At 66.7% G+C, this 22,800-nt stretch carries 27 protein-coding genes and 1 tRNA gene; 11 read left to right on the top strand and 17 right to left on the bottom strand.

Features of this window, described 5'->3' with window-relative positions; genetic code table 11:
* The 5 genes from J0J10_RS25360 to J0J10_RS25340 all read left to right on the top strand — a co-directional run.
* The coding region (locus J0J10_RS25360; RefSeq protein ID WP_291650203.1) for a hypothetical protein at positions 1–183 on the top strand (183 nt) is incomplete at its 5' end.
* A gap of 3 nt (positions 184–186) precedes the next feature.
* The gene (locus J0J10_RS25355; protein ID WP_291650201.1) at positions 187–426 is read left to right on the top strand and encodes a hypothetical protein; all 240 of its coding nucleotides are present in this window, start codon (positions 187–189) and stop codon (positions 424–426) included.
* Between the two features lie 3 nt (positions 427–429).
* The gene (locus tag J0J10_RS25350) at positions 430–972 is read left to right on the top strand and encodes a GIY-YIG nuclease family protein (RefSeq protein ID WP_291650199.1); all 543 of its coding nucleotides are present in this window, start codon (positions 430–432) and stop codon (positions 970–972) included.
* The gene (locus J0J10_RS25345; RefSeq protein WP_291650197.1) at positions 972–1,184 is read left to right on the top strand and encodes a hypothetical protein; all 213 of its coding nucleotides are present in this window, start codon (positions 972–974) and stop codon (positions 1,182–1,184) included. Before J0J10_RS25350 ends, J0J10_RS25345 begins: the two co-directional genes overlap by 1 nt.
* Positions 1,181–2,245 carry a tyrosine-type recombinase/integrase gene (locus J0J10_RS25340; protein ID WP_291650195.1) on the top strand — a complete coding sequence of 355 codons (1,065 nt, stop codon included), beginning with the start codon at positions 1,181–1,183 and terminating at the stop codon, positions 2,243–2,245. Before J0J10_RS25345 ends, J0J10_RS25340 begins: the two co-directional genes overlap by 4 nt.
* 22 nt (positions 2,246–2,267) lie before the next feature.
* Here the strand turns inward: J0J10_RS25340 and J0J10_RS25335 are convergent.
* From J0J10_RS25335 to J0J10_RS25315, 5 genes are all read right to left on the bottom strand, one after another.
* Positions 2,268–2,343 (bottom strand) — tRNA-Phe (locus tag J0J10_RS25335).
* 141 nt (positions 2,344–2,484) lie between these two features.
* The gene (gene yacG / locus J0J10_RS25330) at positions 2,485–2,697 is read right to left on the bottom strand and encodes a DNA gyrase inhibitor YacG (RefSeq protein ID WP_291650193.1); all 213 of its coding nucleotides are present in this window, start codon (positions 2,695–2,697) and stop codon (positions 2,485–2,487) included.
* Positions 2,687–3,511 carry an SDR family NAD(P)-dependent oxidoreductase gene (locus J0J10_RS25325; RefSeq protein WP_291650191.1) on the bottom strand — a complete coding sequence of 275 codons (825 nt, stop codon included), beginning with the start codon at positions 3,509–3,511 and terminating at the stop codon, positions 2,687–2,689. The genes yacG and J0J10_RS25325 overlap by 11 nt, the downstream gene beginning before the upstream one ends.
* Before the next feature lie 29 nt (positions 3,512–3,540).
* A complete protein-coding gene (locus tag J0J10_RS25320) occupies positions 3,541–4,191 on the bottom strand; it encodes a Maf-like protein (protein WP_291650189.1) in 651 nt (216 codons plus the stop codon).
* Between the two features lie 131 nt (positions 4,192–4,322).
* The gene (locus J0J10_RS25315; protein WP_291650187.1) at positions 4,323–4,568 is read right to left on the bottom strand and encodes a hypothetical protein; all 246 of its coding nucleotides are present in this window, start codon (positions 4,566–4,568) and stop codon (positions 4,323–4,325) included.
* Between J0J10_RS25315 and J0J10_RS25310 the strand changes: the two genes are divergently transcribed.
* A complete protein-coding gene (locus tag J0J10_RS25310) occupies positions 4,567–4,839 on the top strand; it encodes a hypothetical protein (RefSeq protein ID WP_291650185.1) in 273 nt (90 codons plus the stop codon). The two genes, J0J10_RS25315 and J0J10_RS25310, sit on opposite strands and share 2 nt — an antisense overlap.
* Positions 4,840–4,852: 13 nt before the next feature.
* Here the strand turns inward: J0J10_RS25310 and J0J10_RS25305 are convergent, their stop codons facing one another.
* From J0J10_RS25305 to J0J10_RS25280, 6 genes are all read right to left on the bottom strand, one after another.
* On the bottom strand, positions 4,853–5,719 hold the full coding sequence (locus tag J0J10_RS25305) for a CDP-alcohol phosphatidyltransferase family protein (protein WP_291650184.1): 867 nt from the start codon (positions 5,717–5,719) through the stop codon (positions 4,853–4,855).
* 134 nt (positions 5,720–5,853) lie between these two features.
* Entirely contained in the window at positions 5,854–6,594 is a 741-nt protein-coding gene (locus J0J10_RS25300) for a phosphatidylserine decarboxylase (RefSeq protein WP_291636577.1), read from the bottom strand.
* Positions 6,595–6,700: 106 nt separating this feature from the next.
* A complete protein-coding gene (locus tag J0J10_RS25295) occupies positions 6,701–8,356 on the bottom strand; it encodes an FAD-binding dehydrogenase (RefSeq protein ID WP_291650182.1) in 1,656 nt (551 codons plus the stop codon).
* Between the two features lie 206 nt (positions 8,357–8,562).
* Positions 8,563–9,531 carry a Bug family tripartite tricarboxylate transporter substrate binding protein gene (locus J0J10_RS25290; protein WP_291650180.1) on the bottom strand — a complete coding sequence of 323 codons (969 nt, stop codon included), beginning with the start codon at positions 9,529–9,531 and terminating at the stop codon, positions 8,563–8,565.
* A 155-nt stretch (positions 9,532–9,686) separates the two neighbouring features.
* A complete protein-coding gene (locus tag J0J10_RS25285) occupies positions 9,687–10,448 on the bottom strand; it encodes an HpcH/HpaI aldolase family protein (protein WP_291650178.1) in 762 nt (253 codons plus the stop codon).
* Positions 10,449–10,483: 35 nt separating this feature from the next.
* Positions 10,484–11,593, bottom strand: a complete 1,110-nt coding sequence (locus tag J0J10_RS25280) for an isocitrate/isopropylmalate dehydrogenase family protein (protein WP_291650175.1) — start codon at positions 11,591–11,593, stop codon at positions 10,484–10,486.
* A gap of 250 nt (positions 11,594–11,843) precedes the next feature.
* On the opposite strand from J0J10_RS25280, the gene J0J10_RS25275 reads away from it, so the two are divergent.
* The gene (locus J0J10_RS25275; RefSeq protein WP_291650174.1) at positions 11,844–12,506 is read left to right on the top strand and encodes a GntR family transcriptional regulator; all 663 of its coding nucleotides are present in this window, start codon (positions 11,844–11,846) and stop codon (positions 12,504–12,506) included.
* A gap of 29 nt (positions 12,507–12,535) precedes the next feature.
* On the opposite strand, the gene J0J10_RS25270 is transcribed toward J0J10_RS25275, so the two are convergent.
* The 3 genes from J0J10_RS25270 to J0J10_RS25260 form a co-directional block, all read right to left on the bottom strand.
* A complete protein-coding gene (locus J0J10_RS25270) occupies positions 12,536–13,039 on the bottom strand; it encodes a hypothetical protein (protein WP_291650173.1) in 504 nt (167 codons plus the stop codon).
* A 122-nt stretch (positions 13,040–13,161) separates the two neighbouring features.
* Positions 13,162–15,072, bottom strand: coding sequence for an ABCB family ABC transporter ATP-binding protein/permease (locus J0J10_RS25265; RefSeq protein WP_291650171.1), 1,911 nt, complete (start codon positions 15,070–15,072; stop codon positions 13,162–13,164).
* Positions 15,073–15,167: 95 nt separating this feature from the next.
* Positions 15,168–15,791 (bottom strand): nucleoside triphosphate hydrolase, encoded by a 624-nt coding sequence (locus J0J10_RS25260; RefSeq protein ID WP_291650169.1) that lies wholly within the window; start codon positions 15,789–15,791, stop codon positions 15,168–15,170.
* Between the two features lie 147 nt (positions 15,792–15,938).
* Here J0J10_RS25260 and J0J10_RS25255 point away from each other — a divergent pair, with 147 nt between their 5' ends.
* A complete protein-coding gene (locus J0J10_RS25255) occupies positions 15,939–16,292 on the top strand; it encodes a hypothetical protein (RefSeq protein ID WP_291650167.1) in 354 nt (117 codons plus the stop codon).
* A gap of 200 nt (positions 16,293–16,492) precedes the next feature.
* Positions 16,493–17,701: a BaiN/RdsA family NAD(P)/FAD-dependent oxidoreductase gene (locus J0J10_RS25250; RefSeq protein ID WP_291650165.1), complete on the top strand. Its 1,209-nt coding sequence runs from the start codon at positions 16,493–16,495 to the stop codon at positions 17,699–17,701.
* A gap of 152 nt (positions 17,702–17,853) precedes the next feature.
* On the opposite strand, the gene cimA is transcribed toward J0J10_RS25250, so the two are convergent.
* Entirely contained in the window at positions 17,854–19,449 is a 1,596-nt protein-coding gene (gene cimA, locus J0J10_RS25245) for a citramalate synthase (RefSeq protein WP_291650163.1), read from the bottom strand.
* Positions 19,450–19,608: 159 nt separating this feature from the next.
* Positions 19,609–21,078 carry a cysteine--tRNA ligase gene (gene cysS, locus J0J10_RS25240; protein ID WP_291650160.1) on the bottom strand — a complete coding sequence of 490 codons (1,470 nt, stop codon included), beginning with the start codon at positions 21,076–21,078 and terminating at the stop codon, positions 19,609–19,611.
* 396 nt (positions 21,079–21,474) lie between these two features.
* Between cysS and J0J10_RS25235 the strand changes: the two genes are divergently transcribed.
* Complete coding sequence (locus J0J10_RS25235; protein ID WP_291636552.1) at positions 21,475–21,801, top strand: hypothetical protein; 327 nt, start codon at positions 21,475–21,477, stop codon at positions 21,799–21,801.
* Between the two features lie 88 nt (positions 21,802–21,889).
* Entirely contained in the window at positions 21,890–22,252 is a 363-nt protein-coding gene (locus tag J0J10_RS25230; protein WP_291636550.1) for a hypothetical protein, read from the top strand.
* A 25-nt stretch (positions 22,253–22,277) separates the two neighbouring features.
* On the opposite strand, the gene J0J10_RS25225 is transcribed toward J0J10_RS25230, so the two are convergent.
* A complete protein-coding gene (locus tag J0J10_RS25225) occupies positions 22,278–22,796 on the bottom strand; it encodes a CreA family protein (RefSeq protein ID WP_291636548.1) in 519 nt (172 codons plus the stop codon).
* Positions 22,797–22,800: the final 4 nt, after the last annotated feature.

Below are 22,800 nucleotides of genomic sequence, written 5' to 3'. Positions count from 1 at the left end.
GGCGCTCGGCAGCCAATGGCTGGGGATGCTCTCATGACCTGGCAGGGCTTCACCGCCGGCTTCATCGCCGCGCTCGTCATGATGCTGATGGTCCGCGCCGCGCTTTGGGTCGCGACCTCGCGCAAGATCTCCGACGCCATGGAAGCCGAGAACGGCGACTGGCCGCATATGGGCGGGAGGTGAGGCATGGCGCGCCTTGGCACGCAGCAACTGCGCCTGCTTTGCGGTCTAGGTTCGCCGGGCACTGCGCTGGTCGTCCCCGACAGGATATCGAACAGCCTGGTCACGCGCGGGCTCCTCCGCAACACGCACCCTTCCAAGCCCGGCATGCAGCGCATCACGCCTGCAGGGCTGCGACAGCTCGCTGACGATCTCGAGGCCGGGCGGCTCGACCAGTTCACGAAGTTCCCTTTGGAGGAGCGCTGAGCCATGACGCGCGCGCCAGTTCAGCCCGTCTTCGTCGACCGCAAGACAGCCGCCCATCGCGTGGCCCCCGTTGCCGATGGTGTGTTCGTCGTGCGGGATTCCGCCACGGGCGAGTTTCATTATTACTGGCAGGATGAGCGTCCGCACTTCGAGAAGCGGATGCCTCCTGTTCGCCTTCCCGACAACCCGGAGAAGCCTGAGTTCACGAAGGCTCTTGCGCTCGCTCGCAAAGAGGCCGGCTTGCCGGAGTTCCCTGGCCACAAGCCGCGGAACGGGATGGGCTATGTCTATTTCCTTGCTGTCGGCGAGTTCGTGAAGATTGGCTTCTCTCGATCCCCCTCAGAAAGACTTACAAACATCCGCCGCAGCGCCCCCGCCGACCTTGACGCGTACGTCGCCATTCCCGGCCGGCTCGCTTTCGAGAAGAAGCTTCACAAGCACTTCGCCGATGAGCGATCCAACGGTGAATGGTTCCGTCTGTCCGACAGGCTTCGGAGCTCTATGGCGAAAGCTGCTTCCGGCCGGCTGAAGGAAGGGGATTTCTGATGCCGCGCGCGCCCGTCAGCCAAGCATCGATCACGCGCACGGTGAAGGCCGTTGCAGGCGCTGGCGTGCGCGTCGGGCGCGTCGAGATCAAGCCGGACGGCACGATCGTCGTCCACACCATTGACGCCGATTCGCCGCCGGTCATGCTCCCCGTGCAGTCAGGGGAGGCCAACGAATGGGACGAGGTTCTCGAGCCGGAGGGGTCACGGTGACGATCAAGCACGTCCACCGTTTCAAGGACCGCCATGGCAAGGTGCGCCACTATCTCCGCCTGCCCGGTGTGAAAGCCATTGCGCTGCCCGGTCAGCCCGGCGAGCCCGCCTTCATGCGGGCGTACAACCAAGCGCTCGAGCAGTATGCAGCGCCGGCCGCTGACAGCAATTCGAAGGCCGCGCCCGGCTCCATGCGCGACCTGGCGGAGCGCTACTACGCAACCGGCCGCTTCAAGGACAAGAGCGAGCGCACGCGCTACGTCGAGCGACAAATCTTCGACCGGTTCATGGTGAAGCACGGCGACAAGCGGGCGGCCATGGTCGAGACGCGCCACCTGGACGCGATCTTCACGGAGATGGCAGATCGACCCGCTGCGGCGATGGACCTGCGCAAGCGACTGCGAAATCTCTTCAGGCTGGCGATCAAGCTGGGCTGGCGCAAGGACGACCCCATCGCCGCGACCGACACTTTCAAGCTCGGCACCTGGCACACATGGACTGATGACGAGATCGAGAAGTTCGAAGAGCGCTGGCCCATCGGCACGCGCCAGCGTCTCGCCTTCGACCTACTGATCTTTACCGGTCAGCGGTCGGGCGATGTTCGTCAGATACTGTGGACCGACGTTCGGCACGGGAAGGTGAAAGTCATCCAGGGGAAAACGGGCGCCGAGCTCACGATTGCCCAGCATCCCAGCCTGGCGCCTTCGCTTGACGCCTTTCGCAAAGACGTCGGCTGCATCGTGGTGACAGAGTTCGGCAAGCCCTTCAGCGAGCATGGCTTCGGCAACTGGATGGCCGATGCGATCGGGCTGGCGAATCTCCCTGATGCCTGCGTGACGCACGGCCTGCGGAAGGCTGCCGCTCGGCGCCTCGCCGAAGCCGGCTGCACAGCTCACGAAATTCAGGCGATCACCGGCCACACGACCCTGAAAGAGGTCGAACGCTACACCGCGGCCGTCTCACGCGAGCAGCTGGCCACCTCGGCAATCGGCAAGGTCGCGAACGTCGGTGGAACACCCGGCTCGCAAACCAATTTGCAAACCCAGGAGAAACCTCAATGAAATTGGGCGTTTTGGGAAGGAATGGTGCCCAGAGCTGGAATCGAACCAGCGACACTGCGATTTTCAGTCGCATGCTCTACCAACTGAGCTATCTGGGCATCCGGCGAAGCGCGCTGCGCCTCGGTTGGTGCGAGGGGATATAGAGGGACTGGGCCGGGCTGTCCAGCCGGCAAATCGCGACAGTGGAAAAATCCGCCGGAGGCCGGCGAAACGCCAGGCGCCGCCAGCCGCGGCGCGCCTCACTCCTCCGCGTCGCGCGGCCGCGGCTGCTCGGCGAGATCTTCGACCGGCTCGCCGGGAATCACATAGCTGCCCTTCAGCCAGCGGCCGAGATCGATGTCGGCGCAGCGGGCCGAGCAGAACGGCTTGAAGCGCTGCACCGCCGGCTTGCCGCAGATCGGGCAAGGCCGGCCGCCCGGCGAAGCCGGCTTGGAAGGCTCTTCAGGCACCATATTGCAAGGTCACTCCACCATCGACGACCAGTTCGAGCCCGGTGACATAGCGTGCCTCGTCGCTGGCGAGAAAGAGCGCGGCCCAGGCGACGTCCCAACCCTCGCCCATATGGCCCATCGGAACCTGCGAATCACGCTTGGCCCACATCGCCGCGACATCGCCCTTGGCATAGGACTGCGCCAGCCCGGCCGAATGCTCGACCATCGGCGTCTTCATCAGCCCGGGCAGTACTGCGTTCACGCGGATCTTCTCGCGGGCATATTGCGCCGCCGTGGTGCGGGTGAGCTGGTTCATCGCCGCCTTGCTGGCCCCATAGCTGGCATAGGGCACGCCGGTATGGCGGATCGAGGCGATCGAGGAGATGTTGATGATCGAGCCGCCCTGCCCGCTCTCGGCGAACTGGCGCTGCATCACCGGGACGACATGCTTCATCGCCAGGAAGCAGCCGGTCAGGTTGACGTTGAAGACCCGCTCCCAGGTTTCCAGCGGCAGATCGACGACGCCGCCGACCTCGGCGATGCCGACATTGTTGTCGAGCACGTCGATGCGGCCATAAGCCTTGAGCGTCGCCTCGACGAGCGCCGCCAGATCCTCAGGCCGGGTGACGTCGGTGCGGATCGCGAAGGCCTCGCCGCCCTCGCCACGGATGATCTCGGCCGTCTCCTGCGCCGCGTCGAGATTGCGGTCGGCACAGACCACGCGCGCACCCTCGCGGGCGAACACGGTCGCGGTCGCCTTGCCATTGCCCCAGCCGGGGCCGATCGAGCCGGCGCCGGCGACGATCGCGACCTTGCCCTTCAGGCGTTCGCCCATGTCGTTTCCTCCATCATCATTGTTCTGATTCAGGCGGCGTTGAGCCAGCCCAGGCGAATCGGAAAGCCCTCGCCGCCGAGCAGGTTGACCGTCTCATGCAGCGGCAGGCCGACGACGCCGGTATAGGAGCCGACCAGCTTGACCACGAAGGAGCCAGCAATGCCCTGGATCGCATAGGCGCCGGCCTTGCCACGCCATTCGCCCGAGGCGAGGTAGTTCTCCAGATCCTCATTGGAGAGCCGCTTGAAACGCAGCCGCGTCTCGACGATGCGCTCCCGGATCGCGCCCGACGGCGTCACCAGCGCGACACCGGTATAGACCCGGTGCGCCCGGCCGGAGAGCAGCCGCAGGCAGGCCGCGGCCTCGTCGACGACCTCGGCCTTGGGCAGGATGCGACGGCCGACAGCGACGACCGTATCGGCGGCGATCACATAGGCGCCTGCGAGATCGGGGCGGCTCTTCAGCGCGGCATGGCCGGCCTCGGCCTTGGCCCGGGCGAGACGGCGGGCGAGGTCGCGCGGGCGCTCGCCCTTGAGCGGCGATTCGTCGAGATCAGAGGGCAGCAGCGCATCGGGCTTGAGGCCGGCCTGTTCGAGCAGGGCGAGGCGGCGCGGCGAGGCCGAAGCCAGCACCAGCTGCGGCCGCGAACCGGCCGGTTTCGAGGAGGCGAAAAGGTTCAACGCGGTCTAGCTCGCTCCGGATCCGGCCATGCAAGGCCCTCTCGATGGCTTTAGAACAATTTGGCGAAAGGGGGAATGCGACCGCAAGCCGATGCGCTGGGCGCAATACAAGCGCCGGCGTCAAGCAGGTTTCATGCGAGTAACGCATATTTTACGGCCCCCGCCGCATTGCACAACGGATGCGGCACTGCCAAATTCGCCGGCTCGCGGCTCTGGCAGCCGCGCCAGCGCAGGCCCAGCGCTCGGTTCTCGCGGAGATATTCGAACATGGCGACATCGAAGAGGCGCTCGCACGCGGGCCAGGCGGAAACGCAGGCGCAGACGATCGTCTCGAAGATGATCACCATGCAGGCCGATGCAGGGCTGACGATCGCCATGCGACTGCCCATCCTGCTGCAGGGTGCCCTCGGAGACGCCAGGGGCCAGCGCGAGGCCAGCAAGGCCGTGGTCGAGAAGGTCTCGGCCGTGATGGAAAGCAGCTTCGCCATCGGCCATGCTGCGACCCTGTTCTGGCTGAACATGGCAGTGACGCCGCTGACCCCACGCGGGCTCGGCGAAGCCGCGGCCAAGGCGGCGCACAACACGCTCGAGCCGTTCTCGAAGCGCACCAGCGCCAATGCCAGCCGGCTGTCGGGCCGGCGCGGCTGAGGGCGAGCTGAAACTAGCGTTCCGGCGTCTCGGACTGGTCCGCCATCGCAACCGGCATCGCCGCCTCGGCAACCGGCTGCGGATTCGCGGCATGCTCGCGCTCGAGCTTGCGATAGCGCGCGACGCTCACCGGAATCAGGCCGAGATAGGCGACGACGATCAGCGTCAGCATCTCGAAGGGATAGGCGAAGAGCAGGCCGGCGACGACGACCACGGCGACGAAGATCGGCAGAACCTGATCGCGCGGGACGCGGGTGCCGAGCGTCTTGCCGGCATAGCAGGGGATGCGCGAGATCGTCAGGAAGGCGATGAACAGGATGTAGAGGCCGACGAAGGGCGCGCCGTAATCCTGCACCGGCACGCCGATGAAATGCAGATAGAGCGGCAGCATGGCGGTGATCGCGCCGGCCGGAGCCGGCATGCCGACGAAGAAGTTCTTCTGCCATTCCGGACGGTTGGGATCGTCGATCATGACGTTGAAACGCGCGAGCCTGAGCGCCATGGCGCAGGCCAGCGTCAGCACCGCGATCCAGCCGAAGGATTTCAGGTCGTGCAGGACGAAGATCCACAGCACATAGCCGGTGGCGACGCCGAAATTGACGAAATCGGAGAGCGAATCGAGCTCGGCGCCGAAGCGCGAAGTGCCCTTGAGCATGCGCGCCAGCCGTCCGTCGACGCCGTCGAGCGCCGCTGCGATCAGGATGCAGATCGTCGCCGTCTCGAGCTTGCCCTCGACCACCAGCCGCATCGCGGTCAGGCCCAGGCAGAGCGCCAGCAGGGTGATGACGTTCGGCGCCAGGAGCCGGAACGGGATCGGCTTGAAGCGCGCGCGCTTGGTCTCGACGCGCTCGGGTTCGAAAGGGGGGAAGAGATCGCTCATGCCAGCCGGAATACGCGGTTTTCAGGCGGCAGGCTAGGCGGGGTCCACACGCCATGCCCGGCCTGAGCCGAGCATCACCCTGCAAAATTTCCCGGGGCGAGCATCGCGCTCAACCCGGGAAGGACGGCGCGACCTCAGATCGCGCGGAACACGCGATCCGTGTCGTTGCCCGAGAAATCGGCCAGCACGGTCTCGCCGGAGATCATGGTCTGGCCCTCGCTGACCAGCGGGGTGACGCCCTGCGGCAGGTAGACGTCCACGCGCGAGCCGAAGCGGATCAGGCCGAAGCGCTCGCCCGGAGCGAGTTCGTCGCCCTCCTTGACGAAGGGCACGATGCGGCGGGCGACGAGACCGGCGATCTGGACGACGCCGACAATGCCGGCCTTGGTCTGGATAGCCAGCGCATTGCGCTCATTGTCCTCGCTCGCCTTATCGAGTTCGGCATTGAGGAAGAGGCCCGGCGTATAGACCATCTTGGCGATCCGGCCCGCGACCGGGCTGCGGTTCACATGGCAGTCGAAGACGTTCATGAACACCGAGATGCGGGTCATCGGCTCGGCCGGAAGCTCGAGCTCGGGGGGCGGCAGGGCCGTGCCGATCTGGCTGACGCGGCCATCGGCCGGCGAAACCACCAACCCCTCCCGCTGCGGCACGATGCGCACGGGATCGCGGAAGAAATAGCAGATCCACAGGGTGATCAGCGTGCCGAGCCAGCCGAAGGGCGCCCAGAGCTGGCCGAGCACCAGCGTCGCGACGGCGCCGATAGCGATGAAGATATAGCCTTCCTTGTGGATCGGCACGATCAGCTTGCGGACGGAATCGACGAGCGACATGGGTGGCATCCTGTTGGTCTTGCTGGCGCACCGCGCCGTCATGGCCTGTGCCTGCGCCGCCAGATCATGGCCGCTGGGCGAAGGAGGCTGTTTAGGGGCTCGCGAGCCGCGGGGAAAGAGGCATCGCTGACGCGGGCAGGATGGCGCCTCAGCCGACGGCCCTCGCCGCCGCCCTGCCGGCGATTCGCCCCGAGAAGATGCAGCCGCCGAGGAAGGTCCCTTCCAGGGCGCGATAGCCATGCAACCCGCCGCCGCCGAAGCCGGCCGCCTCACCGGCAGCGTAGAGACCGGGCACCGGCGCTCCGTCTCCTCCGAGTACGCGGGAAGACAGATCGGTCATCAATCCACCGAGGGATTTGCGCGTCAGGATGTTGAGCCGGACGGCGACGAGCGGACCGTGGGCGGGGTCGAGGATGCGGTGGGGCTTTGCCGTCCGGATCAGCCGGTCGCCGAGATAAGCGCGCGCGCCGCGCAGCGCCGTGACCTGGAGATCCTTGCCATAGGGGCTGTCGGCATCGCGGTCGCGGGCCTCGATCTGGGCGCGCAGATGGGCTTCGTCGATCAGCCCGGCGCCGCCGAGCGCGTTCATCCGGGCGACAAGGCGGGAGAAATCGGTCTCGACGATGAAGTCCTCACCCCTGTCGAGGAAGGCCTGGACCGGCGACGGCATCCCGGCCCTCGCCCGCTGGATCACCTGACGCCAGCTCCTGCCGGTGAGGTCGGGATTCTGCTCGGAGCCGGAGAGCGCGAATTCCTTGGCGACGATGCTGCGGCTCGCCACGAACCAGGAATGGTCGAAGCCGGTGCGGCCCAGATGCTCGAGCGTGCCTAGCGTGTCGAAGCCGGGAAAGAGCGGCACAGGCAGGCGGTTGCCGCGCGCATCGAACCAGAGCGAGGACGGGCCGGGCAGGATGCGGATCGCATGAGCCGGCCAGATCGGCGCCCAGTTGGCGATGCCTTCGACATAGTGCCACATCCGATCGCCATTGATCAGGCGGCCGCCGGCGCCTTCCGCCACGGCGAGCATGGCGCCGTCGACATGGGCCGGCACGCCCGAGAGCATCCGGGCCGGGGGCTCGCCGAGGCGGGCCGGCCAATTGCGCCGAACGAGCGCATGATTCGCGCCGATGCCGCCGGAGGCGACGATGACCGCCTGGGCCCTGATCGCGAAACTACCCGTCACCGTGCGGGCGCTCGCCTGCCCGCGCTCGACCGCGCTCTCCTCGAGAATCTCGCCCGCGACGCCGTCGACCGCGCCGGCACTGCGCGAGAGACCGGTGACACGATGGCGGAAGCGAAAGTCGACCAGCCCTTTCTTCTGCGCCTCGGCGACGCGGCGCAGGAAGGGTTCGAGGACGCCCGGTCCCGTGCCCCAGGTGACATGGAAGCGCGGCACCGAATTGCCATGGCCGGTCGCGAGATAGCCGCCGCGCTCGGCCCAGCCGACGACCGGGAACCAGCGCATGCCCTGCCGGTGCAGCCAGCTACGCTTCTCGCCGGCGGCAAAATCGAGATAGGCTTCGGCCCAGGCCTTCGGCCAATGGTCCTCCTCGCGGTCGAAGCCGGCCGAGCCGAACCAGTCCTGCCGGGCAAGGTCGAGAGAGTCCCGGATGCGCAGCCGGCGCTGCTCGGGCGAATCGATCAGGAACAGCCCGCCGAAGGACCAGTGCGCCTGGCCGCCGAGCGAGGCCTGCGGTTCCTGCTCGACGATGACGGCCCTGCGGCCGGCATCGGCGAGTTCGGCGGCAGCGACGAGGCCGGCGAGCCCGGCACCGACGATCACGACATCGGCGTCCTCGGCCATTTTTCCCCCCTCGCCCACCCACGGCTTTCGCGCTTGCGCCGAGCTTGCCGAGAATTCTCGATGCCGCAAGGGCTGCAGGCAGCCGGCGGTACGGAGACGAGAAGCATTCCGGCGCTTTGGCCGCGCACGCGCCGGGCCGACTCGGGAGTCGGCAGCTATGGCCGCACCCGGTCAAGCGACCGGGCGCGGCCGGGAAAAATCCGCCACTAATCGATCTTCACGCCGACCTTGGCGACGATGCCCTGCCAGAGTTTGAGATCCTGCTTCAGCAGCGCTGCCAGCTCCTCCGGCGTGCTGGTGGCCGGATTGACGCCCATCGCAGTCAAAGCCGCGCGCTCCTTCGGGGCATGGAGGATATTGGTGATCTCCCGGTGCAGCCGCGCGACGATCTCCGGCGGCGTACCGCGGACGGCGAACAGCCCGACCCAGAGCTCGGAGCCGTAGCCGGGAACCGTTTCGGCGACGGCCGGAATCTCCGGCGCGATGCCCAGGCGCTTCGTCGAGCTGACGCCGAGCGCCGTGAGCTTGCCTCCTTCCAGAAAGGACTGCACCGCCGGCATCGTGGCGAAGCCGAGCTCGATATGTCCCGCCACGAGATCGCTCATCAGCGACGAGACGCCGCGATAGGGCACGTGCACGAACTTCGTTCCGGTCTCGAAGCCGAGCATCTCGACCAGGAGGTGGTTGACGGTGCCGATTCCCGATGAGGCGTACTGGATCTGATTGGGCTTCTCCTTAGCGAGGGCGAGAAGCTCGGGCATCGTTTTCGCCGGAAATTTCGGGTTGGCGACGAGGACATAGGGCGCCGTCGCCAAGAGCGAGACTGGCACGAAATCCGCGACCGGATCGAAGCCCGTGCTCCGGTAGAGCGAGGGATTGATCGTGAGCGGGTTGTTGACGGAGACAAGCAGCGTGTATCCGTCCGGCTCGGCCCGCGCCGTCGATGCCGTGCCGATATTGCCGCCGGCGCCGGCCTTGTTCTCGACGACGAAGCGCTGCCCCATGTTTCGGCTGAGCCGATCGGCGATGAAGCGCGCCACGGCATCGTTCGTTCCGCCGGCAGCCTGGGCCACGACGAGTGTCACCGGGCGGTCCGGATAGTCTTTCGCTGCGGCGGGACCAGGCGCGGCCAGCACGCAGAGGGCCGCTCCCAGCAGGGCGAGCATTTTTCGCATCGATTCCTCCCACGGTTTTCTTGCGAAACCCGTCCCGGGCAAGGTTAGCCCGAACCGGCACGGGTGGTCTTTGCGGCAAGGGTTCACCGTTCGCCGGAAGCGGTGTCCGTCGCTCGTTCATCGATATCTGCGTCGTCGCGGCGCCGCCGCAGCGCTCAGGCCGGGGCGCGCACAGCCGCGTTGACCTGGAGGAGCGCGCTGCGCAGGTGGCCGGTTTCCACACCGACGGCGACCAGCGTCGCGCCCTCGGCCAACCAGCCGCGGGCACCCGCGATCGCCGGCGCAAAGACGGCGGCCGAGAGACCACGCATCCGTGCTTCAGCGATCACCGCACGCATCCGGTCGAGCACGCTCGGATGGTCAATCTGACCGGGGACCCCGAGAGCGTGCGAGAGGTCGACGGGGCCGAGAAAGACACCATCCAATCCCGGCACTGCGATGATCTCGGCGAGATTGGCGAGCCCGGCCTTGCCCTCGATCATCAAGATGATCGCCGCCTCGGCATTGGCGCGGCCGAACCAGTCAGGCGCCCCGCCATAATCGGCGGCCCGCACCCAGGAATTGGCGCCCCGCGTACCGTCCGGGGCGAAGCGGGCGGCCGAAACCGCCATCCGCGCTTCTGCGACCGTCCCGATCTGCGGGACCAAGATGCCGGCCGCACCGGCATCCAGCGCCGCTCCGATCAGCGAGGCCTCGTTCCGCGCAACGCGCACGATCGGATAGATTCCCCTCGCGCGCGCCGCCAGGATCAGCCCGCCCAGTTCGTCGATTCCGTAGGGTCCGTGCTCCATATCGAGGATCACTGCATCGAAACCTGCCAGCGCAATGATCTCGACGGCCTCGACGCTACGCATGATCGAGAAGATGGCGAGCAGCGGCGCCTCGTCTCGCAACCGCTCCCGCAGAGGACGAAGCATGATTTCCTCCCTCGGACGACTGGCCTTGCTCGGGGCTATTCGGCCGCGACCGACGTTTGCGATGCGAGGTTGTCGATGACGCGGCGCGTGACGTCCGAGGTCGTCGCCGAACCGCCAAGATCGCGCGTCAGCCCGCCCGGGCTCGCCATGGCCGCATCGACCGCCCGCTCGATCGCCGCCCCGCCCCTGATCAGACGCGGATCGCCGTGGCGCTCGCCGAGCCAAACCAGCATCGAAGAGGCCGAAAGGATCGTGCCATAGGGATTGGCGATGTTCTGCCCCGCTATGGTCGGAGCCGAGCCGTGAGCGGCCTGGAAAAAGCCGTTATGGTCACCGAGCTCGGAGGATGGCGACATGCCCATGCTGCCGACGGTCACTGCGGCAAGATCCGAAATGATGTCACCGAACATGTTCTCGGTGACGATGACGTCGTAGAATTCCGGCCGCTCGACGAGATGGCAGGTCATCGCGTCGGCATAGGCATAGTCGGTTTCGATATCGGGGTAGTGCTCGGCGACCTCGTTGAAGACCTTTCGGAAGAAGGCATAGCTGCGCAGCACATTCGCCTTGTCGCACAAGGTGACCCGCCGCTTGCCGTCGCCGGGAGCGCCGTTGCGTTTGCGCGCAAGCTCGAATGCGAAGCGGGAAATGCGCTCGATGCCCTTGCGGGTGACGACGAGATTGTCGACCGCGATCTCGTCACGCAGGATCGAGCCGCTGCCGCGGGCCGCATACATGCCCTCGGTGTTCTCTCGCACGATGACGTAGTCGATATCGCCCGGCTTGCGATCACGCAGACGCGAATCCACGCCCGCACGAAGCTTGATAGGCCGGACATTTGCGTAGAGGTCGAGCCTGAACCTGGTTTGCAGACCGAACTCGATGCCCGTCTCCGTGCCGTCGGGATAGGTGACGCCCGGAATGCCGGTAGCGCCGTGCAGGATGGCGTGCGCCTTGCGGCAGCCTTCGAAACTCGCTTCGGGATAGGCGCTGCCTGAGCGGCGGTATTCCTCGGCCCCGGCGACATAGCTCCTGAAGTCGAAGACGCCCGAGAGTCCCGGCGTCGCCTTCACGACACTGAGAGCCGATTGGCAGACCTCCTCGCCGATCCCGTCTCCATCGACCACAGCGATCTCGTAGCGCATCGGATTCGCGTCCCTCTCCGGCGTTTGCAGCAACGACGAAACATCGACGCCGCTGCCGATGCCGGAACCGTAGCGAGGCCATTTATGAATATCAACAAATATATCTGATAATATTCAATCCTGACCTGCTGACAGGACACCGCCCCTCGGCGCCCCGGTTCGGCACAGTCGGATGGACCGGCTTCCGTGATAGACCAGATCAGCGGTGGGATTCGCCGACAGGGCGAGCGGCTGGTACGGAGGACGAGAGGTGGCTCGCGCGTCGGACACGGCTTACGCCGCCATCAAGGATCTGATTCAGCGCGGCGAGATTCCGCCGGGCCAGACGATCGACGAGGCGGCCACGGCCAAGACCCTCGGCATTTCCCGGACCCCCGTGCGCGAGGCGCTGCTGCGCCTGCAGGCCGAGCGCTTCGTCGAGATCGGCAAGGGCAAGGGCATCCGCGTCGCCCCCCTCTCGAGCAGCGACATGCGTGAGATGTATCAGGTCATCTCCGGGCTGGAGGTCGCGGCCGTGGCCCTGCTGACGCGTCGGCGACCGTCTCGCGATGACCTGGCCGAACTGGTCGACGAGACGCGGCGGATGGAGGCGGCGATCGTGGCCGACGACGTCGACGCCTGGGGCGAAGCCGACGAACGATTCCACCGCGCCCTGATGCGGCTTTCGGGAAACCGCAAGCTGTATGAAGTCGGCTGTCAGATGCGCGACTTCGTCCTGCGGGCCCACCGCGTCGCCCTGCGCCTGCAGACACCGGACTACCGCACCGCATCGACGGCCAATCATGCAAAGCTGATCGAGGCCCTTCTCGCCCCCGAGCACGCGTTCGCGACAGACGCCCATTACAATCAGCGGCTTCGCGGCGAGGAGGCTCTCGTCGGCGTCGTCGAGAAGTACCGGATCAACAGCCTCTAGATCGAGCGCCCGGCCGCGAGCGCAGGATTTCAGACCGCGCGGGCCGCCGGCCGGTCATCGCGGAAACGCCTTGCGGCGAGCACGGTCAGCGCAAGGAAGAGCGCCAGTACGATGCCCTGGACGATGGCGAAGGGCGGCTCGGCCTGCGTCGGCGCCATGGCGTTCAACGCCGGCACTTTGAGGAAGAGCTGGGCGATCAGCACGAAGATCAGCAGGTAGAAGGAGAGCATGGCGGAGATGGCGTAGGTCCGCCTCCAGGCGCCTTCCAGGCCGCGGACATAGAGCGCGATGGCGGCGGCTGCGAGCAGCGCCAGCGAAATCGCCCCGACGATGTGCGAGGGCAGGACGCCGCTGAACGGAAACAGGAAGCCGGTGGCGCTGGTCGCGATCGCCATCCACAGGAAGATCCCGTTCCAGGACCGGCTGAGCTGGCCTTTCAGCAATGCCGCCGCCGCCGGAAAGCCGGCGACGATGGCGATCAGGCTGAGCCAGGTGTGGAAGCCGACCAGCGTCGTCGGGTCGAGCGCGAACATTGCAGGCCCCCTCATTACGCAAGGGCAGTTTGCGCCCGCGCCTCGCAGGTGCCAAGCCGCAATTTCGAGCAGCCGGCCGCACGCCGGCAGGCCGTCCCGGCCCGGCCGGGACGGCGCAGGCTTCAGTCCGTCAGGCTGACGCGGACGCTCTCGCCCTCCTCGGCGGTGGCGCGCTGCAGCGTCGCCTTGGCCTCGTCGACCTGACGCTGGCGGTTCCAGAGCGCGGCGTAGACACCATCGGCCGCGAGCAGTTCGCGGTGATGGCCGCGCTCGACGATCTGCCCCTTGTCGAGCACGATGATCTCGTCGGCATTGATCACGGTCGAGAGCCGATGCGCGATCACCAGCGTGGTGCGGCCCTGGCTAACCCGGTCGAGCGCGTCCTGGATCTCCTTCTCGGTGAAGGAATCGAGCGCCGAGGTCGCCTCGTCGAGCACCAGCACCGGCGGTCCCTTCAGGATGGTGCGGGCGATGGCGACGCGCTGCTTCTCGCCGCCGGAGAGCTTGAGGCCGCGCTCGCCGACCGAGGTGGCATAGCCCTCGGGCAGCGTCCTGATGAAGCGGTCGATCTGGGCGAGGCGGGCCGCCTCCTCGATCTCGGCTTGCGTCGCCTCGGGCCGGCCATAACGCAGATTGTACTCGATCGTGTCGTTGAACAGCACGGTGTCCTGCGGGACCATGCCGATCGCCGCCCGCAACGAGACCTGCTGGACGTCGGCAATCGGCTGCCCGTCAATCAGGATGCGGCCTTTCTGCGGCTCGTAGAAGCGGAAGAGCAGCCGCGAGATCGTCGACTTGCCGGCGCCGGACGGGCCGACAATGGCGATGGTGCGGCCGGCCGGGACCGAGAAGGAGACGCCGCGCAGGATCGGCCGCTCCGGCACATAGGCGAAATGCACGTCCTCGAAGGTGACGGTCCCGGCCCGAATGGCGAGCGGCGGCGCACCCGGCTTGTCCTGGATCTCCGGATCGCGACCGATCAAGGCGAACATCTGCCCGATATCGAGCGTCGCCTGCTTGATCTCGCGATAGACCGTGCCCATGAAGTTCAGCGGGATATAGAGCTGGATCAGCATGGCGTTGATCAGCACGAAATCGCCGACCGTGTTGGTCCCGGCCTGGAAGCCGCGCACGCACATCACCATCGAGACGGTCAGGCCCGCCGCGAAGATCGCGGCCTGGCCGAAATTGAGCCAGGCGAGCGAGGTATAGGCCTTGATCGAATTGCGCTCATAGCGCGCCATCGAGACATCGTAGCGCGCCGTCTCGCGCGCCTCGGCGCCGAAATACTTCACCGTCTCGTAGTTGAGCAGCGAGTCGATCGCCTTGGCGTTGGCGTCGGTGTCGGATTCGTTCATCTGGGCGCGGATGGCGATACGCCATTCGGTGGCCTTGATGGTGTAGGCCATGTAGCCGACGACCATGGCGACGAGCACGACGACATAACGCCAGTCGAATAGCCAGAGCAGCACGGCGATGATCAGCGTGACCTCGATGATCACGGGCACGAGCTGGTTGAGGCCGAGGCGCACCATCTCCTCGATGCCATTGCGGCCACGCTCTAGCACGCGGGTGAGCCCGCCGGTCTTGCGCTCGAGATGGAAGCGCAGTGAGAGATGATGGAGATGGCCGAAGGTCTGCAGCGCCAGCGTCCTGACCGCATGCATGAAGACCGGCGCGAAGATCGCATCGCGCAACTGCACGAAGGCCGCCGCACCGACCCTTGCCAGCCCGTAGATCACCGTCAGCGCCAGCGGCGCACCGACCAGCCAGGGCAGCCAGGCTTCGAGCGTCGTCGGCGTCCCCGCGAGCGCGTCCGTCGCCCATTTGAAGGTGAAGGGCACGCCCATCAGCACGAGGCGGCCGACGACCAGCAGCGCGAAGGCGAGAACAACGCGCCGGCGCAGATCGGCCCGATCGGGCGGCCAGAGATAGGGCCAGAGCGCTCCGAAGGTCGCAAGGAAACCGGAGCCCGGCTGGAGTACGGCCGAACGTGCAAAGTTCGCCGGTGGCGGCGCGGCAGGCGGAGACATTGTCATTCTTCCAAATTGAAGCGCCGATATAGGCTAGTTTTCTCGCGATTGCAGGGGCCTGCGGAGCATGGCCGCCGGCCGACAGCGCGCGGCGCTCAGGCCAGCGGCCCGGTATTGGCCCAGACGATGTCGGCCGGGCGGCTCGCATCCTGCACCAGCCGCGCATTCGGCAAGTCGTTCTCTTCCACCCAGGCCCGAGCCGCCTCCGGCGCCCGGCCATGCCCCGCCCAGCGCGCGAGCAGCCTGCGCTCCAGCTCTTCGAGCGGCACTGCGAGGAAGATCGTCAGGTCGAAGAGCAGTGCCAAGCGATTCCAGGGCGCACGGTCCAGCAGAAGGTAATTGCCCTCCACCAGGACGATGCGGGTCCGGGCGGGGACCAGCGCCGCCCCGGCGCGGGCGAGTTCGAGCGCTCGGTCGAAGAGCGGCACCGCGACAGTCGCCTCGCCCGACCGAAGCCGCCGCAGACAAGTTTCGAGCCCCTCATAATCGAAGGTCTCCGGGGCGCCCTTGCGTTGCGCCAATCCGAGTTCGGCGAGGACGGCATTGTCGAAATGGAAGCCGTCCATCGGCACGACGGCCGTCTCCGGCAGCAACTGCGCGAGCCTGCCGGCAATTTCCGACTTGCCGGCAGCGGGCGGGCCGGCCAGCGCAACCAGGATGCGACCGCTCCCCTCCGCCCGTCCGGCGATCAAAGCCGCGATGCGCGCAATCTCACTCATCGCCATGCCATCCCGCTATCCCTCTCACCTCGGCCGCCCCCGGCCACAGGCGATGCCTTGTTCTGGCGCCGATGGGGCCTTGTTCTCGTCGCAAGGGCAATGCCAGATTGCCAGGCCTGCCAAGGCTGAGATCGAGGACGAACGCCCATGAACCTTCGCCATGTCTTGAACCTGCGCCAAATCCTGCCTGTCGCCGGCGTGCTTGCACTTCTGCCCACCCTGCCCGCGCTCGCGCAATCAGCCCGCCCGCCGGCGCAGATCAAGATCACGAACGCCCGCAGCGTTCCGCTCGATTCGCTGGAGATCACGACGACGGGCGAGCAGGCCCGGCTCGTGGCCAAGCTCACCAAGCCGCTCGCGCCCGGCAAGAGCGTCTCGCTGAAGCTCAACAAGCCCTCGGGCTGCAGCTATTACCTGCTCGGCAAGTTCAGCGACGATGTCGAGAGCGACAATGACGGCGTCGATCTCTGCAAAGAAAGATCGCTGCGCCTGACGGATTGACCAGCGGGCCGAGATCATCGCCGACGGCCCGGGCTTGCCGCGGCCGGCTCGCGACGCCTCCCCGAGGCATGCTGCGGTGGCTGCCGGTGCGAGGTTTCGCGAACAGCTTCCCCGGTTGAAGGACGAGAGCGGATCATCTACCCCGGGGCCGGGCGCGGCAGGATGGCCGTCAGGGCGGTTTCCGGGGCCAGCAATACGCGATGACGACAGAGCGTTTCGACACTGTCATCCTGGGCGCAGGTGCGGCCGGCATGATGTGCGCGATCCACGCCGCGGCGCGCGGCGGACGAGTCCTGATCCTCGATCATGCCAAGGCCCCAGGCGAGAAGATCCGCATTTCCGGCGGCGGCCGCTGCAATTTCACCAATATCGGGACGAGCGCGCGGAACTTCCTGTCGGGCAATCCGCATTTCGCAAAATCTGCGCTGAGCCGTTACACGCAGCATGATTTCGTCGGGCTCGTCGAGAAGCACGGCATCGCCTATCACGAGAAGACGCTCGGGCAGCTCTTCTGCGACCATTCCGCCAAGGACATCATCGCGATGCTGACCGGCGAGATGGCGCGCGCCGGCTGCGAACTGCGCCTCGGAACGACGCTGGAAAGCCTGGAGCGCAGCACTGACGGCTTTGCGCTCAGGCTCGGCGGCGATGGCGCCGCGGCGATCCGCTGCCGGCATTTCGTCGTGGCGTCCGGCGGAAAATCCATCCCGAAAATGGGCGCATCCGGTCTCGGCTACCAGATCGCCGGCCAGTTCGGCCTGGCGCTGACGGAGACGCGCCCGGCACTGGTGCCGCTGACCTTCGGCGAAGAGGTTCTCGCCGGCTTCCGCGAGCTTGCCGGCCTCGCCGCCGAGGCGCGGGTCTCCTGCGGCAAGACCGCGTTCAACGAGGCGCTTCTGTTCACCCATCGCGGCCTGTCCGGCCCCGCCATCCTGCAGATCTCCTCCTACTGGCGCGAAAAGCAGCCGATCAGTATCGCCTTCCTGCCGACACAGGACGTCTTCGCCATGCTGCGCGCCTCCAGACAGGAAAACGGCCGCAGGAGCATCGCCAATGCGCTCGGCGAGATCCTGCCGAAGCGCCTCGCCTCCTATCTCGCGGAGAACCATGGCTGGGCCGGGCCGATCGGCGATGCGAGCGACAAGAAGCTCGCGGCGGTCGCCTCGACCATCCAGGGCTGGGAGGTGATGCCGATCGGATCGGAAGGCTACCGGACCGCGGAGGTGACGCTCGGCGGCGTCGACACCGCCGGGCTCAACTCGCGGACGATGGAGGCCAAGGCGGTCGATGGGCTCTACTTCATCGGCGAAGTGGTCGACGTCACCGGCTGGCTCGGCGGCTACAATTTCCAATGGGCCTGGTCGTCCGGCTGGGCGGCCGGGACCGCCATCGCCGAACGCGCCGCCTGAACCGCCGCGCTGCGGCGATCCAGGCAGCGGCGATTTCCTCGCCCGGCATCTGTAGCATCGGACCGAAAGGTGGAATCCACGTTTCGGAGAAATCGGATGCGACAACAATGAAATAGATCACCGTGATCGCGCCCGAACGGACGCACGGCGATCTAGGCCGTCGCGCCCTCGCGCATCAGCTTGTAGACGATCGAGTCGGTCAGCGCCTGGAACGAGGCGTCGATGATGTTGGCGCTGACGCCGACCGTGGTCCAGCGCTCGCCTTTCTCATCCGCCGATTCGATCAGCACGCGCGTCACAGCATCGGTGCCACCCTGGAAGATGCGGACCTTGTAGTCGACGAGGCGCAAGCCCTCGATCAGCGACTGGTAGCGGCCGAGATCCTTCCGCAAGGCGATATCGAGCGCATTGACCGGTCCGGAATCGCCCTCCGCCGCCGAGATCAGCACTTCCTCGCCGACCTTCACCTTGACGATCGCCTCCGAGAAGGTGACGAGCTCGCCAAGCGCGTTGTGCCGGCGCTCGACATTCACGGCGAAGCGCTCGACCCCGAAGAATTCCGGAACCTCGCCGAGGATGCGGCGCACCAGCAGGTAGAATGAGGCATCGGCGCCCTCGAAGGCATAGCCCTGCGCCTCCTTGTCCTTCAGCTCCTCCAGCACCCGCGAAAGACGCGGGTCGTCGCGAGCGATCGTGACGCCGACGCGCTCGAGCTCGGCCAGCAGGTTGGACTTGCCGCCCTGGTTGGAGACCAGCACCTTGCGGCTGTTGCCGACCGCTTCAGGCGCGACATGCTCATAGGTGCGCGGGTCCTTCAGCACGGCCGAGGCATGGATGCCGGCCTTGGTGGCGAAGGCCGAGGAGCCGACGAAGGGGGCGTGGCGGTTCGGGGCGCGGTTCAGCATCTCGTCGAGCGCGCGCGAGACATGGGTGAGCTCGCCGAGCCGGTCGTCGGCGACGCCGATGGAGAAGCGCTCGCGATAGCGGTCCTTGAGCTTCAGCGTGCCGATCAGGGTCACCAGATTGGCATTGCCGCAGCGCTCGCCGAGGCCGTTCAGCGTGCCCTGGACCTGGCGGGCGCCGGCCTCGACGGCCGCGAGCGAGTTGGCGACGGCGCAGCCGCAATCGTCATGCGCGTGGATGCCAAGGTTCTCGCCCGGCACGACCTTCGCCACCGCGGCGACGATGGCGCCGACCTCGTCCGGCAGCGTGCCGCCATTGGTGTCGCAGAGCACGATCCACCGGGCGCCGGCCTCGTAGGCGGTGCGGGCGCAGGCGAGTGCATAGTCCGGATTGGCCTTGTAGCCGTCGAAGAAGTGCTCGCAATCGAGCATCACCTCGCGCCCGGCCGCCTTCGCCGCCGCAACGCTCTCGGCGATGCCCGCGAGGTTCTCTTCCAGCGAGATCTCGAGCGCGACATGGACATGATAGTCCCAGCTCTTGGCGACGAAGACGATGGCGTCGGCCTTCGCCTCCAGCAGCGCGGCGATGCCGGGGTCGTTGGCGGCCGAGCGACCTGCCCGCTTGGTCATGCCGAAGGCGGCGAACTTCGCCTGCCGCGTCGGCTTCTGCTCGAAGAAGGCGGTGTCGAGCGGGTTCGCGCCGGGATAGCCGCCCTCGACATAGTCGATGCCTAGCTTGTCGAGCATCGCCGCGACCGCACGCTTGTCGTCGAGCGAGAAGTCGACGCCCGTGGTCTGCGCGCCGTCGCGCAGCGTCGTATCGAAGAGATGGACGCGGGCGCTCATCGCCGGGCTCTCAGGCGATAGCGCAGCACCTTCGGCATCACCATGGCGAGCATGACGAGCTTCATCGCGATCGAGAGCGAGCCGGCGGGGCGAATACGGGGCGGGTTCATGCGCTTCTTCCTTCTTGGTTTTCGTCGATCCGGGAGGTGCGGTCGCGGTTCACCGCTTCACCTCCCATGTGGTGACGGGTTCGCCGGTCGCCGGGTCCTTGCCGTCCTTGAGCGCGATACTCATGGCGGCAAGCTCGTCGCGGATGCGGTCGGATTCGGCGAAGTTCTTAGCGCGCCGGGCCTCAAGGCGGGCAGCAATCAAGGCCTCAACGTTCGCGCGCAGGGCGGGATCGATCTGCGTCGTCGCAACCTGCGGCAGCGCGATGCCGAGCAGATCGAGGCTCGCCTTCAGCCCGGCGAAGTCACCGGCTTTGCGCAGCGCGTGCAGCTCGGCGAGCACCTGCGAGGTGTTGAGATCGTCCGACAGGGCATCGAGCACGGCAGCCGGGACCTTCCCGGCCGTGCTGTCGCCAGCGGCCGCGGACCAGTCGAGCAGCGTCCTCTCCGCTTCCTCCAGCGCCTTCACCGTCCAGTCGATCGGCTGGCGGTAGTGGGTGCGCAGCATGGCGAGCCTGAGCACTTCGCCCGGCCATGTGCGGCCGCCGAACGTCTCCGTCGCGAGCAGTTCGTTGATCGTGACGAAGTTGCCGAGCGACTTCGACATCTTCTCGCCTTCGACCTGCAGGAAGCCGTTGTGCATCCAGTAGTTCGCCATCAGCGGCGCGCCGCCCTCCCCGCCGAAGGCGCAGCAGGACTGCGCCAGCTCGTTCTCGTGATGCGGGAAGACGAGGTCGATGCCACCGCCATGGATGTCGAAGACGTTCTTCGCGGGATCGTCGCAGGAAAGGCCGCCGCCGAAGGGCTCGAGCAGCGCTTTCATCGACATGGCCGAGCATTCGATGTGCCAGCCGGGACGGCCCGGCGTCGCGATGCCGGCCGGCGACGGCCAGCCGGGATCGATGCCCTCGCGGCTCGGCTTCCAGAGCACGAAGTCCATCGGGTCGCGCTTGTAGGGTGCGACATCGACGCGGGCGCCGGAGATCATCTCGTCGAGCGAGCGGCGGGCGAGCGAGCCATAGCGCGGCGCCTGCTTCATCCCGGCGACCGCCGGGACGTGGAAGAGCACATGCTCCTCGGCGACATAGGCGACGCCGCGGGCGATCAGCCGCTCGATGATCGCCTTCATCTCCTCGATATGGCCGGTGGCGCGCGGCTCGTCGTCGGGCCGCAGATTGCCGAGCGCATCGACATCGGCGTGGAACTGCGCCGTCGTCGTCTCAGTGACCTTGGCGATCGCCTGGTTCAGCGGCAGGTCGGGATAATCGCGCGCGGCGCGCGCATTGATCTTGTCGTCGACGTCGGTGAGGTTGCGGGCATAGCGCACATGGGCTTCGCCATAGAGATGCCGCAGCAGCCGGTAGAGCACGTCGAAGACGATGACCGGCCGGGCATTGCCGATATGGGCGTAGTCATAGACCGTCGGGCCGCAGACATACATGCGGACATTTGCCGGATCGACCGGGGCGAAAGCCTCCTTGGTCCGCGTCAGCGTATTGTAGAGCCTGAGATTGGGCTGCATCGATCCGGTATCCTGACGAAAAGGCGACAAAGAAGGCGTATCCAGGCCGCTGGCCGGGGCGCTGTCTGTCTTTTCGTTGGGACGAGGACGTGAGCAGCCGGCCAGCGAAAGCTAGCGGCAAATAATGCAGATAATGGCGAGGGCTCGCGTCATCATGCTCGTGAATGCCTGCGGCGTGCGCTTACGTCAAGTGGCAGCGCTGCAACGCTCCTGCGCCGAAGTGCCGCTCGCAGCCCCCTGTCCAGCGATTCCGGCTCTGGCTGCCGCAATCCCGCCACAAGCGCCCTCCCCTTGTGCACTGCAACAAAGCTGACCGCACTTCACCGTATTTTAAGCATTCGGAACCAAGCTGTGATGTCGAAGGTTCAGAGCTCGTCGAAGCTCAGGGAAAATATCATGCGCCGCGCAGTGGCTCTGGTCGGTTTGTTCGGCATCATCGGAGCTGGGCTCTCGCTCGCCGTGGTTCCCACCTCCGGCACCGTCGCCGCCCCCAAGCCCGAGCGTACCTATCTGATCCCCGCCAGCGACGGCTATGGCGTCGCCGACTGCATCGCCAGCAAGGCCGAATGCGGCCAGATCGTCGCCAATGCCTGGTGCGAGGCGCAGGGCCACCGTATCGCCAAGGCCTACGGCGTCGCCTCGGCCGAGGATTTCACCGGTGCGGTCAGGGCCTCGACCCAAAGCGAGACCGAGCGGCCGCTCGTCATCACCTGCGGGCACTGACCCCTCCGGGCGAGTTTTCCCCAGAGCGAGGCAAGCGCTAACCTGAGCGGCCGCGGATCGACCCGGCCCGTAGCAGGGAGCGTCGGCCATGCCTCATTCAGCACTGACCCATCCGGGACTCGTCGCCGGTTTCATCCTGGCGAGCCTCCTGCCCGCCCTGGCCTTCGAAGGCCGCTACCGTACGCCGGCCAACAGCATGACGATCCGCTCAACGGGCTCTGGCCTGTTCAAGGTCGATGCCGAGATATCAAGCAGTCGCTGCGTCGGCGTGATCTCCGCACGCGGCCGCCTTCAGGGCGACCGGCTCGTCGCCGAAGCGAAAGAGGATGGCGAGGTCTGCCGGCTGGAGATCCGCCGCAAGGGCCGCGGCATCGAGGTGTCCGAAAGCGGCCAGTGCTCGCTCTTCCACGGCGCCAACTGCAACTATGTCGGCACATACTCGCCGCGCTAAAAGTCGCTCCGCGCCCAAACCAGCCTCAGCGCACCCATTCCGCGCATTTGGCGATCTCGCCATTGCCGCCCCAGGGCATGATCGGCACGCTCGAAGTCGAGTTCTGCGGCGAGCCGTCGATCAGCTTGTCGGTGTAGACCATATAGATCAGCACGTTGCGCTTGACATCGCAGCCGCGCACGATCTGCATCTTCTTCCAGATCAACGAGCGGCGCTCTCGGAAGACGACATCGCCCTGCGAGAATTTTTCCTTGAACTTGATCGGGCCGATCTGACGGCAGGAGAGCGAAACGTCGGAGACCTCCTCGGCGACGCCGAACATGCCGGAGACACCGCCCTTCTCGGGCACGGTGTAGTGGCAGGCGACGCCCTCGACCACGGGATCGTCGACGCCGTAGACGGCCAGCTTGTCGTCCGGGGTCATCATCTTCCAGACCGTCGACTTGCGGAAAATCAGGTCCTCCTGGGCCTGGGCCGGGGCAAGCGCGGCGCCTCCGAGGGCGAACGCGGCCAGCACGGACAGGACATGACGACGAAACCGCATTCAC

This window comes from Allobosea sp. (assembly GCF_017308075.1).
GTDB lineage: Bacteria > Pseudomonadota > Alphaproteobacteria > Rhizobiales > Beijerinckiaceae > Allobosea.
This window is presented reverse-complemented; position numbering and strand designations above follow the sequence as displayed.